The following is a 12,232-nucleotide window of genomic DNA, read 5'->3' as shown; positions in this document are numbered from 1 at the left end:
GGTTTGCGCGTTCATTTCACCTGGATAGTGCGACCGGACTCGCCGGGGAACCCCATGAACAATGCGCGCGCGAGCTTGTCGGCCTGGATATCGGTCCGCGCATCCTCCTTGCGGGCGTCGGCGAACGACTGCGCGCGGCCTTCCCAGACGGGCGACTGGTCGGCGGTGCGCTTGATCGTCACCGACAGCTCGGAGACGAGGATCGCGGTGCTGCCGCCGCCGCCGATCGGGAAGCCGACCCCGCCGCCGAGCCCGACGCCACCACCGCCACCACGACGACCACCGCCACCGCTGAAGCCGCCGCCACCGATGCCGATGCTGATCGGCGACTGCTTGGGCGGCCCTGCCTGCGTGGTGCGGGTGAAGCCTACGGTGGCAACCAGCAATGGCTTGGCGCCGGGTGCGGGGACGCTGTAGCCGGCCTGGAGCAACTGGCCCTGTACGGCGGCGGCATAGGTCTTGAACTCGATGCTGGCCGGGCCGCCGGCGGTCAACGGCTGGACGGCGATGGTGCCACGGTCGATCGGCTCGCCGAGATGATAGCGCAGCACCTCGGTCGGCGGCAGCGACGGGCCGGTCGCGCACGCGGTGAGAGATGCGCTTGCCAGCGCCAGGACCAGGATCGAACGAACCGCCATCGGGACTTCCTTAGAATGTTGCGCTATAGTAACGCTCCGACCAGCCGAGTGGGTTCCCGGATGGTAGGAGCGTGTCCGTTGCTTGACTTGGACACACCCCGCCATTAGGCGATCCCGTCTTTCCGCACACCTAGATTTGAAAAGAAGCGAATCGATCATGAAGATCCGCAATTCCCTGAAGTCGCTCAAGGATCGTCACCGCGATAACCGCGTGATCCGTCGTCGTGGCCGTACCTACGTTATCAACAAGACCAACCGTCGCTTCAAGGCACGCCAGGGCTAAAGCCCTGATAACGGCCGTCATCTTTGACGTCGGTCGTGTCCTTTACGACTGGGATCCCCGGATCCTGTACGAGCGCCTGATCGACGACGATCGGGCGCTCGACGCGTTCCTGCGCGACGTCGTGACGATCGATTGGCACTTCCAGCATGACGCTGGCCGCGACTTCGCCGACACCTCGGCGGAGCGGGCCGCGCTGTATCCGCAGCATGCCGACCTGATCGCCGCCTGGGGGCCGCGATTCAACGAGAGCATCGGTGCGCAAATCGCCGGGATGCAGGAGATCGTCGAGGAGCTGGACGCGGCCGGCGTACCGCTGTTCGCGATCACGAACTTCAGCCACGAGTTCTGGCCACCCTTCCGCGCGCGTGAAGCACAGCTGTTTGACCGGTTCCGCGACGTGGTCGTGTCGGGCGAGGAGAAGATGGTGAAGCCGGATGCGGCGATCTATCGGCTGGCGCTGGAGCGATTCGGGTTGGCGGCGGAGGATGCTGTGTTCGTCGACGATAATGCGGCGAACGTGGCAGGCGCGCAGGCGTTGGGGATCGAATCGGTGCTGTTTACCGATGCGGCGGATTTTCGCGCGCGGTTGGTTGAGCTTGGGCTCCCAGTCGCGGCTTAGCCGTTACCCTCAGACCTGTTCGGCGTTTATTCCCATCAAACATTTAATCGTCATTCCCGCGTAGGCGGGAACCCATACTGGCAAACCTTGCGGCATGATCGCGATCGTTTGAGGTTATGGGTCCCCGCCTCCGCGGGGATGACGGTCGGGTAGCAGATCAACCGAGATGGCCGCCTGGCAAAATCACTGCTCCAGCGAAATCGACTGGCGCAGGTTCGCCACCGCCGTTTCCTGATCCGCGACCGGCGCCTCCGGCATCACGCCATCCTCGAAATCATCGGTCACCGTCACGGTCGTCCCCAGCGTCGTCACGCCGAACAACTGCTTGGCGAAACCGAGCGGCACGCGGATGCAGCCGTGTGAGGCGGGGAAACCCGGGTTGCGGCCTGCGTGGATGGCGATGCCATCCCAGGTCAGCCGCTGCATGAACGGCATCGATGCATCATCGTACAAGCTCGACTTGTGGACCGCGTTCTTCTGCAGGATCGGATAGGTGCCGACCGGCGTATCCTTGCCATCCTTGCCGCTGGAGATCGTCGTCGCCGCGATCATTACCGACCCGCGATAGACGAACGCGCGCTGCTCCATCAGGCTGACGACGACGCTGACGGGTTCGCTGGAGCCATTGTCCTTCCAGACGAACTGATTGGGCGAGAGTGCGGTCGCGGCCTGCTCGATCGGCATCGCGGCGATGGCAGCGGCCGATGCGGCCTGCGCGGGGTTTGCGCCCGCGAGGATCGCAAAGGTCAGCCCCATTGCCATGAAAGACCGCGCCGTCCCGTTCGCCATCTTGCCCATCGTCGCGTCCGTCCTCGAATCCCGATATTTCCGCCCAACGCGCGATTCTCGAAAACGTGCCGTCGGCGGATCGAGTCGACGAACCGACCCCAAGCCGGGGTAGTTCGAGGGAACGGACCCACAACCAGTGGAAATGGTTGCAGAATATTCACGAAAAATCGGCTATACGGGTCTCCAAGAAACGGGGCAATTTCGGGAAAATCGATGCACGACGAGCAAGGTCTTGTGCGCGAACGACGCGCGCTTCTGAAGAATGGTTTGGTATTGGCGGGGGCTTTGGTGGTGCCGGGGGCAGTGTCGGCGACGACGCGTCTCGGACGTCCGCTGACCGCACGTGATTTGAAGCCGATGACGCAGCCACCGCTGCCGCGCACGACGGTCGCGCTGACCTCGCCGAAGGTGGTTCGTCCCGACCTGCTGCGTCAGGCAATGGCGTCGCTCAGCCGCCACGGCAGCCGCATCCAGCATCACGATCGGATCGCGATCGCCGATTTCGCGGCACCGTCGGGCAAGCCGCGCTTCCACTTCATCGATCTCGCCAGCGGACGCAGCACGTCGCTGCTGGTCGCGCATGGCAGCGGGTCGGATCCGGCGCACACCGGGTATCTGGAGCGCTTCTCGAACCGCTTCGGCTCGAACGCTTCGTCCGAGGGCGCGTTTGTCACCGACGATTATTACGTCGGCAAGCATGGCCGCTCGCAGCGCCTGATCGGGCTCGATCCGACCAATGACAACGCGCTCGATCGTGCGATCGTCGTGCATTCGGCGTGGTACGCGAACAAGGACATGATCGAGAGCCATGGCATGCTCGGTCGCAGCCAGGGCTGCTTCGCGGTTGGCGAGCGCGATCTCGACCAGGTGTTCGCACGGCTTGGTGCCGGTCGGATGATCTACGCCGCCAAGGTCTGAAATACCGGCCCGGACCGCGCTACTCCGCGGTCTGGGCCATGCGGCTCTGCTGCATCCTCCGGCGGGCGCGTCTGACGCCGCCGATGAGCCCCGACCACAATAGCGCTTCGACGCCAGCATAGCCGAGCCCGAGATGATCGGGTCGCACCGCCAGCACGTCTTGCAGGCTGACCGTCCCGGCACGCAGCCCTGCCCGGCCGATATCGCCCCAGCGCCGCGCGGTCTCCCAGCGGATCAGGCGGATATCGTGTGCCGAGCAGTCGTGCGTCGCGAGGAAGTCGGCCTGAATCACGCTCAGCGCACTGCCCAGCGTGGCCAGCGCGGCGCGATCGGGCACCGGGCGCTTGGCCATGTTGTGCAGCATGATCAGGCGCGCGATCCGCTCCGCGCGATCGTCGAACAGCCGGGCATAGCGTTCGGTCAGGACGCGGACCGAGGCGGCTTCCATCGTATCGACGAACCGCTTCGAGACGCCGCCGGGGTGGACGCGGTACAGCACCAGCGCCTCGTCCAGCCGTGCGATCGCGCCGAAATGCTGGATCCGCTGATACAGGTCGAAATCCTCGGCATACAGGAGCTCCGGCCGGGTCACCGGGTCGAGCTGTCGCGCCACCTCCGTCCGCATCATCGTCGACGACCAGACCAGGGGGTTCTCGATGCAGGTGAGCCATGCGACCAGCGCGGGCGTGGTGGTCGGCGCGTAGCTGGACGGGCCGACCACGCCGGCGGTCAGGAGTTCGGCGGCGGTGCCTAGCAAGACGGTGTTTGGATGCGCGTCAAGATACGCGACCTGACGGGCGAAGCGATCGGGGCGGCAGATGTCGTCATGGTCGAGCGCGGCGATGTAGCGGCCGCGCGCCTCGGCAAACCCGCGGTTGCGCGCGAGTACCGGGCCGCCGTTCTTCGCCATCTGGACCAGTCGCACGCGGGGATCTGGCCAGGCGCGCACCACCTCGCGGGTGTCGTCGGTCGAGCAATCGTCGACGACGATCACCTCGAAATCGGTGAAGGTCTGCGCTTGCAGGCTGGCGAGCGTTTCCTCGATCAACCCGGCGCCGTTATACGCCGCCATGACCACGCTGACGACGGGGCTAACGGCGGGGCTCACGACGGGATCAGCCATTCGGTCGTCCGACGTCACGCTGCTGCCAGTGCCTTCGATGCCATCACCTGATCGATTATCATCAACCCCACGTCGTTCTGCCAGAGCCATAAGCCATTGGCCTGCCCGGAGAAACTGGATTCGCCACCGAGAGCACCCCAAGGCACGAAGCCGGCGGCAAGGCCGAGCCCGTACAGGCCCGGGATCGGTGCGCCCTGATCGTCGACGATCCGGCAGTGGCGGTCGACCATCGGCTTTCCGTCATGCGCGGCCAGCGGCATCTGCGTGCCGTCTCGATCGGCGAGCGGCATCGCGATCGGTCGATAGCCCAGCGCCGCGATGACGAGGTCGGCTTCCGCGATTGCCGCCTGTGCGACTGCATCGTCGTCGCCCGTGATCCGGTGCAGCGCCACGCGGGGATCGGGCACACGGCCGTCGATACCGAGCATCCGCAGCACGAGGTCACGCGCTTCGAGGCGGAAACCGGCGAGGCGGTAGACGAACCCCGACACCGGACAGATGTCGTCGGGACCGAAATCGGTGAACCCTTCGGCGTGCGCGGCCTCGACCGAATGATAGAAGGGGCGGAGCGGCTTGCGGTGCAGGAGCGTGATGGCCCCTGCCCCCAACGGCAGCGGCGGCTGGCTCTTGAGCAGCAGCGCGATCGTGGTCAACGCGCTGGTCGAACCGCCGATCACCGCGATCTTCGGCGCGCGCTTGCCGGTCAGGATATCGGCGACCTTCTCGAACCCGCCGGTCGTCAGCACGTCGTCGGACTGGAGCAGGCGCCCGCTCGCCAACTCCATCAGGCCGGCGCCCGCGACCCGCTGCGTGGCGAGCCGGTCGAGCGGCTGGTGACCGCCGGTCGCGACGACGATGTTGCGCGCGAGTTGCTCGAAGACATGGCCATCGGCGAGGCGGCGGACCTGTACGCTCCACAGGCCTTCGCCGACGCGCTTTGCGCCCAGCGCCTCGTGCCCGGTCAGCACGACGCCACCATGGGCGCGAACGATATCGGTCAGCCGGTCACCGGTCGCGCGCAGCAGTGGCCCGACCTCGGTCAACGGCACGCCGAGCGCGCCCTCATGTGCTGCGACCGCACGTCCGGCGGGATGGTCGACCAGCCGCGCGAGTTCGGGATGCACGTTGCCTCGGACCGCGGTCAGGAACGTCTGCGCGGTCGAATCCGACGTGATCGCATAGCGCCCGAGCCGCCCGCCGCCGATCGCATTGCCGCGCTCGATCACCATCAGGCCGGACGCGGCGAGATCGGGGAGCAGGCCGCGTTTCGTCGCCGACGTCAGCATCGCCGTCCCCGCGGGGCCGCCGCCGATCACGATGACCGAGGCGATCTTGCCGCCCGCTCCGCGCACCGATGCACGCCGGTCGAGCGGCCGGACGATCGCCGCACACGCGTTCGCGAGCGCTTCGGCGGCACGTCGCGCGTCTGCGACCGACATCGCATCGGTGATCGGGAGCGACAGCATCCGCCCGGCGATCCTGTCGGCGACCGGGGTCGGCTCGATCATCGCGGTCGCCTGGAACCAGGGCTGTTCGCCGAGATGCGGGCTGAAATAGCGGCCGCAGCCGACGCCGTCCGCCTCGATCGCCTCGACGATCGCGTCGCGGTGATGCGCGATGTGCTCGGGAAGCAGCACCGGCATGAACTGCATCGAGCGACGCCGGCCCGATACCGCCTGGAACTGGAAGCCGGGGAGCGTGGCGCGGTAGGCATCCTCCAGCACGGCGCGGTGGTCGGCGATTCCGTCGATCTCGGCCAGCTTGGTCTGCGCCATGATCGCGGTGATCTCGGGCAGCTTGGCGTTGATACCGGGCAGCGTGGCGTTGCGGCTGCCCTCGAACCCGAAATTGCCCATCGACCGCAGCGTCGCGATCAGGTCGACGTCGCCGCTGTGGATCAGACCGCCCTCGCCCACCGCGAACGTCTTGGTCGCGTGCATCGAATGGACCACCGCGAACGGCGCGCGTGCACCGAAGCCGAGCCCCGAATCGTCGAGCGTGCCGAGCGAGGAGGCTGCGTCGATCACGACGCCGACGCCGTAGCGCCGCTGGAAATGGACGTAGCGGTCGAGGTCGATCGCGTTGCCGAACGTCGCATAGGGCACGACCACGCCGATCCGCTCGCCGTGGCGCTGGAGCAGCCGCTCTTCCTCCAGCGCGCACGCTCCCCAGTCGTTTGCGTCGATGTCGCAGACCAGCGGCGTCAGCCCCGCCCATGCCGCGGCCTGTGCGGTCGCGGCGAAGGTGAGCGCGGGCATCAGCGCAAGCGTGCCCTGTTTCGGGTTCAGCCCGCCGGTCCGCATCCCCGATGCGTGGCGAATCGCGAGCATCAGCCCGAGCGTGGCATTGCCGACGGCGAGGCTGGCGCCGTGGCCGCCGAAGAGCTTATCGGTGACGCCGGCCTCGAACGCGCGAACCTCGGGACCGTTGTTGCTGAACACGCCCGACGCCTCGACACGGCGCAGCGCATCGAGGTGCTCGCTCAGCCGCGGCGGGTTCGGCGCGATCAGGGGGAGGCGTTTCATCGGCGATCCGGTCTGTTGTGCCGCAGACCTATGATCCACGGCCTCCTAAGAACCAGTTACGCTGCCACATTACGACGGATGCAGGGCGATGTTTTCCTTACATCATCCCGGAACGTATCCGGGATGATACAAGACTAATCAACGTATTAGCGGAAGGCTGATGTAACTTTCGTCGGGTCCGGCGACCGTCACCTTCTGCGTCGCCTTCACGTAATCCTTCGGCTGCGCGAAGAAGATGTTCGGAACGAAGGTCTGCGGATTGCGATCGTAGAGCGGGAACCAGCTCGACTGGACCTGCACCATGATCTTGTGCCCGGGCAGGAAGACGTGGTTGGTGGTCGGCAGCGCGAACTTGTATTTCAAGGGCACGTTCGCCGCGATCGGCTTGGCCGCGGCCAAGCTCTCACGATAGCGGCCGCGGAAGATGTCCATCGCGACCGACAGTTGATAGCCCGCCATCGCCTTGTCGCCGGGATAGACGTCCGGATACACGTCGATGAGCTTCACCACCCAGTCGCTGTCGGTGCCGCTGGTCGAGGCGGTGAGGTTCACCTCCGGAACGCCTGCGATCGTGGTTGGCGTGGTGAGCGCATCGGTGGTGAAGGTCAGCACGTCGGGGCGGCCGGAGACCGCGCGCTGGTCGTCGACCAGCCACTGTTTCCACGTCGATCCGCCCGCATAGGTCGGCAGCGTCGGGCGCACGCGGTAGCTGACCGGCGCGGCCGGATCGGAGATATAGTCCGCGGTCGTCGCCGCGCCGCCGGCCGCCTGAAACCCGAGCGTGCCACCGGGCTTGAGGTAGAGCGGCGTCCCCGCGGTTTGCGCGGTCGGCCATTTGTCGAGCCGCTGCCACTCGTTGCGCCCCGACTGGAACATCGTCACCGGCGCGACGTCCATTGCAGGCTGGTCGCTCTTCAAATAATGCGCGAGGAAAGGCGCAAGGACGTGCCAACGCCACCATTTGGCAGTGTCGGCATCCCATTTGATCGCCCCCAGCGCGCTGCCGTCGCGCACCTCCTGCCCGTGATACCAGGGACCCATCGACAGATAGACCATGTCATTGGCGGTGTCCTTGGGCTCCAGCGCGCGATAGACCGCGGGCGCGCCGTAGATGTCCTCCTGATCCCACAACCCACCGACGATCAGCGTCGGCACCTTCAACGGCTGGCCGGCGAGCACGGTGTCCATCGCTTGGCTCGACCAGAACGAATCGTAGGCGGGATGCTGCGTGATCTTGCGCCAGAAGCCGAGCTGTTCGAGGCCCTGCGCCTTGCCGATCGCGCCGGCCGAGCCGCCCTTGAGGTAATAATCGTAATCGTCGGCGGTGTCGGTGATCCACGGCGTGCCGGCGTCCTTGGTCGCCTCCTGGCCGAGGACGTAGGGCATCATGCCCTCGCGGAAGGCGCCGTTGTGGAACCAGTCGTCGCCACGCCAGCCATCGACCATCGGGTTCATCGGCACCGAGACCTTCAGCGCCGGATGCGGATTGATCAGCGCCATCAGCGGCAGGAAGCCGTCATAGCTGATCCCGCTGATTCCGACGCGGCCGTTGGACTCCGGGACGTGCTTCACCAGCCAGTCGATCGTGTCGTAGGTGTCGGTGGAGTCGTCGGTCTTGGTCGGGTTCTGCGGCGTGTCAGCGCGCGCGGGGTTCATCATGTAGATGCCCTCCGAGCCGTGCATGCCGCGGACGTCCTGGATCACGCGGATATAGCCCGCCGCCGCGATCACGTCGCCCGCGCCGTCGCCATGTTCGAGGATGCCGGCATAGGTGCCGCTATCGACCTTCGTCTGGCCGTCGGCGTCGTAGGGCGTGCGCGTCATCAGGATGCCCGCGTCCTTCGCGCCCTTCGGCACGATGATGACGGTGTGCAGCTTGACCCCGTCGCGCATCGGAATCTCGACGACCTTTCGCACATAGTCGTAGCCGACGTCGCGCGGCGCCATCTTGGCGGGGCGTTCGTCGTAATTCTGTGCGGTCGCGGGGGTGGTTGCGGTAGCCAGCGCGGCGATGGCGCAGGCGGCAAACAAACGGGTCGTGGATTTCATTTTCTTCTTCCTTCCCTCCCGGACTGAAAAAGAAAAAGGCCCGCCTTTCCGTGTGGAAAGACGAGCCCCTCTCGTAGTAATTCAGGCGATCAGGCCGTCCGCGTGCCGGTCAGCGGGAAGCTGCCGAAGGCGCCGGCCGCGACGCTGCCCTTGAGGACGTCGTCCTCGACGGTCGCCTTGCAGTCGAGCGTCATCGGCATCGGCACGGTCATGCTCTGCTTCCAGGTGATCGTGTCGCCATCGACGTCACCGGTGACGTCCATGCCGCCCATCGCGCCCGACACCGCACCGGTGAAGGTGTTGCCGGCGCTGTTGACGGTCAACGTCATCTTCTGGTCGCCCAGCGGCGACTTGACCACGCAATCCCAGCTGCCATCGACGTTTGCCATTGCTCTCTCTCCTGAAATCATTTGGCGCCGGCTACCGACGCCGCGGGAATGACCTCGACCGGGAGGCCGATGCTGTCAAGCTGCGGGCGCACCGTCTTCGCATCGCCGACCACGACCCAGATCGTCTTCTTCGGGTCGAGCGCCTGCTGGATCGCGGTGTTGAGTTGCGGCAGGTTAAGGCCCTGGTATCGCTGCGTGATCGTCGCATAGTAATTGTCGGGCCGCTTGAGCAGATCGTTCTGCTGCATCGCGCCCAGAACCGCGTCCGACGTCTCGAAATTACCCGAAAGCGAGCGGATCGCGCCGTTGATCGCACGGTCAAACTCCGCCTGGGTCATCGGCTCCTTGCCGAGGAACGCACCGATATCGGTCCGCAGTGCAGCGATCGACGGGCCGGTCTGGTCCGCCTGCACCGGTGCCGACAGGATGTACGGCGCGGCGTTCTCCGACTGCTGGAAGCGACCCGAGACGCCGTAGGACCAGTGCTTGCTCTCGCGCAGGTCCATGTTGACGCGGCCGAGGAAGCTGCCGCCGAGCGCATCGTTCGCGGTCGCGATCGGCAACAGGTCCTGCGTGCCCTTGAGGCCCGTTGGCACGCCCGCGATGATCAGCGACTGCGGGCTGTCGGGCCGGTCGATCAGGACGATCTTCGGCGCGGACGGCGTCACGCCCGCGGGGAACGCCTTCACGCCCGCCGCACCCGTCGGCCGCCACGTCCCGAACCGCGCGTCGAGCGCCGCCTTCACCTCGGCAAGCGGACGATCGCTGACGACGAAGATCTTCGCCTTGTCGGGCCGTAGCCATGCCTGCTGGAACGCGACCAGATCGGCACGGGTCAGCGCAGCCACCGCCGTCGGATCACCACTGCCCTGCGCCTTTGCATAGGGCGAGTTCGGCCCGAGCAGCGGCGGCAGCACGCGCGTTGCCAGCCCCTGCGGGCTGGTCAGTTCCTGCGCGATCTGTGCGAGCTGCTGGTTCTTGACGCGCGCGACCTCGGCATCGGCGAACGCGGGGTTCTGCGCGATGTCGGCGAACAGGTCGACAGCGGGTGCGAGATTGGCACTCGGCACCTGCAACGACAGGAAGGTCCGGTCGTTTGACGCGCCCGTGCCGATCTCCGCGCCGAGACGCTCCTTCGCTTCGGCCAGCGCGACCGAATCGCGGGTCGGCGTGCCCTCGTCCATCATCGACAGCGTCAGTTGCTGTGTGCCGAGCTTGCCGGGGACGTCGGCCGCGACGCCCGCGTCGAAGCTGAGCACCGCCTGCGTGACGGGAACAGCCGTGCGCTGTGCGTAGACCAGCTCGATACCGTTCGCGAGGCGGGTACGCTGGACCGCCGGGAAGCTGAGGCCGGCGACGGTGCCGACGCCGGGCAGCGGCCCGCGCGTGCCCTTGAACGGCACGTCTGCGGCGGGTGGCACGTCGACCTTGGGGGGCACGACCGCGTTGGCATAGGCATCGCGCGGTCCGGGCACGACGGTCAGCGAATAGGCCGGGCGCGACAGCCACTTCGCCGCCGCCGCACGCACGCTCGCCGGCGTTTCGGCTGCGAGCTGCAGGAGCTGTTTCTTGTAGAAGCCCGGATCGTTCGAATACAGCGCGCCTTCGGCCAGCGTCACCGCCTTGCCGCCGAACCCGCCGACGGACTCCAAGCCCTCCATCGTGCTCGCTGCGGTGGTCGTCGCGACCCGGCTCACCTCGTCCGCGGTCGGCCCGTTCTTGATGAAGTCCGCCATGATCTCGTCGATCCGCTTCGACACGAGCGCAGGGTCGACGCCTTGGCGAACGATCGCACGGATGCCGAACATGCCGAGCTGGCTGAAGCTGCGGTTATAGGCGGAAATGCTGACGACGAGCTTCTCCTTCTTGACCAGCGCGGTGTCGAACCGGCTGCTGGCGAGGCCGCCGAGCACGCCCGCCGCGACGTCGAGCGCCGTGCCATCCTTGTCGTTCAGGCCCGGCACCACCCAGTTGCGGCTGACCATGACGGCGGCAACGCGGTCCTTGATCGTCTCGCTGACCGGGGCAGGCAGGGTCGGGATCGGCGCGGGCGGGACGATGCTCTCGGGGCCCTTCGGGATGCCGCCGAAATACTTCTCCGCGAGCCGCTTGGCGGTCGCCGCATCGACGTCGCCGGCGAGTACGAGCACCGCGTTGTTCGGGCCGTAATGATCCTTGAACCAGTCCTTCACCGTCTGCAGCGAGGCGGCGTCGAGATCCGCCATCGAGCCGATCGTGGTGTGGCCGTACGGGTGATCCGCGGGGAACAGCCCCTCGGTGATCTTGTACTGGGTCAGGCCGTAGGGCTGATTGTCGCCCTGGCGCTTCTCGTTCTGGACGACGCCGCGCTGCTCGTCGAGCACACCCTGCGTGATCGCGCCGGTGAGATAGCCCATCCGGTCGGATTCGAGGAACAGCGCGCGGTCGAGCGCCGCGGTCGGCACCGTCTCGAAGTAATTGGTGCGATCGAAATAGGTGGTGCCGTTGAAGTCGGTCGCGCCGACCTGTTTCAGCGGTTCGAAGAAGTCGCCCGGTGCGTTCTCGGACCCGTTGAACATCAGATGCTCGAACAGATGCGCGAAGCCGGTCTTGCCCTTGGGTTCGAACTTCGAGCCCACATTATACCAGACGGACACGGCCACCACCGGCGCCTTGCGATCGGTGTGCACGACGACGCGCAGGCCGTTCTTCAGCGTGAACTGCTGGTAGGGGATATCGACCGACTTCACGAGGTCCGCGACCGGTGCAGGCTTTGCCGCGAGGGTTGCTGCGCGCTGGCCCTGACCGGATGCGGGCGAGACGAGAGCAATTGCGGCGACGCCGGCAAGCGCGGTCATTTTCAAAGCCATATGCGAACATTACCCCGTGTTTCAGAATGATATCGTCGCAGCATAGCCAC

General features: G+C 66.4%; 10 protein-coding genes. 3 read left to right on the top strand and 7 right to left on the bottom strand.

Annotated features, from left to right (window positions below; all coding sequences use genetic code 11):
• Nucleotides 1-11: 11 nt before the first annotated feature.
• Nucleotides 12-638 (bottom strand): DUF4136 domain-containing protein, encoded by a 627-nt coding sequence (locus C8J42_RS12285; protein ID WP_056063889.1) that lies wholly within the window; start codon nt 636-638, stop codon nt 12-14.
• Nucleotides 639-795: 157 nt separating this feature from the next.
• On the opposite strand from C8J42_RS12285, the gene ykgO reads away from it, so the two are divergent.
• Both ykgO and C8J42_RS12275 read left to right on the top strand, forming a co-directional pair.
• Nucleotides 796-921 (top strand): type B 50S ribosomal protein L36, encoded by a 126-nt coding sequence (gene ykgO / locus C8J42_RS12280; protein ID WP_003046794.1) that lies wholly within the window; start codon nt 796-798, stop codon nt 919-921.
• Between the two features lie 4 nt (nt 922-925).
• Nucleotides 926-1,540 (top strand): HAD family phosphatase, encoded by a 615-nt coding sequence (locus C8J42_RS12275; RefSeq protein ID WP_133020474.1) that lies wholly within the window; start codon nt 926-928, stop codon nt 1,538-1,540.
• A 183-nt stretch (nt 1,541-1,723) separates the two neighbouring features.
• Here C8J42_RS12275 and C8J42_RS12270 read toward each other — a convergent pair whose 3' ends face one another.
• Nucleotides 1,724-2,338 (bottom strand): L,D-transpeptidase family protein, encoded by a 615-nt coding sequence (locus C8J42_RS12270; RefSeq protein ID WP_243644354.1) that lies wholly within the window; start codon nt 2,336-2,338, stop codon nt 1,724-1,726.
• Between the two features lie 204 nt (nt 2,339-2,542).
• Here C8J42_RS12270 and C8J42_RS12265 point away from each other — a divergent pair, with 204 nt between their 5' ends.
• Nucleotides 2,543-3,247: a murein L,D-transpeptidase catalytic domain family protein gene (locus C8J42_RS12265; protein ID WP_056063892.1), complete on the top strand. Its 705-nt coding sequence runs from the start codon at nt 2,543-2,545 to the stop codon at nt 3,245-3,247.
• 19 nt (nt 3,248-3,266) lie between these two features.
• Here C8J42_RS12265 and C8J42_RS12260 read toward each other — a convergent pair whose 3' ends face one another.
• From C8J42_RS12260 to C8J42_RS12240, 5 genes are all read right to left on the bottom strand, one after another.
• Nucleotides 3,267-4,370, bottom strand: coding sequence for a glycosyltransferase family A protein (locus tag C8J42_RS12260; RefSeq protein WP_133020253.1), 1,104 nt, complete (start codon nt 4,368-4,370; stop codon nt 3,267-3,269).
• Nucleotides 4,371-4,384: 14 nt separating this feature from the next.
• Nucleotides 4,385-6,895, bottom strand: coding sequence for a DegT/DnrJ/EryC1/StrS family aminotransferase (locus C8J42_RS12255; RefSeq protein WP_133020252.1), 2,511 nt, complete (start codon nt 6,893-6,895; stop codon nt 4,385-4,387).
• A 138-nt stretch (nt 6,896-7,033) separates the two neighbouring features.
• Nucleotides 7,034-8,944, bottom strand: a complete 1,911-nt coding sequence (locus C8J42_RS12250) for a CocE/NonD family hydrolase (protein WP_133020251.1) — start codon at nt 8,942-8,944, stop codon at nt 7,034-7,036.
• 89 nt (nt 8,945-9,033) lie between these two features.
• Complete coding sequence (locus C8J42_RS12245) at nt 9,034-9,333, bottom strand: hypothetical protein (RefSeq protein WP_056063904.1); 300 nt, start codon at nt 9,331-9,333, stop codon at nt 9,034-9,036.
• Nucleotides 9,334-9,350: 17 nt separating this feature from the next.
• Nucleotides 9,351-12,182 (bottom strand): pitrilysin family protein, encoded by a 2,832-nt coding sequence (locus C8J42_RS12240; protein WP_133020250.1) that lies wholly within the window; start codon nt 12,180-12,182, stop codon nt 9,351-9,353.
• Nucleotides 12,183-12,232: the final 50 nt, after the last annotated feature.

Origin of the sequence: Sphingomonas sp. PP-CE-1A-559, assembly GCF_004340965.1 — a bacterium.
GTDB lineage: Bacteria > Pseudomonadota > Alphaproteobacteria > Sphingomonadales > Sphingomonadaceae > Sphingomonas.
Note: the sequence above shows the minus strand (reverse complement) of the source record. Positions and strands in the feature narration are given on the sequence as shown.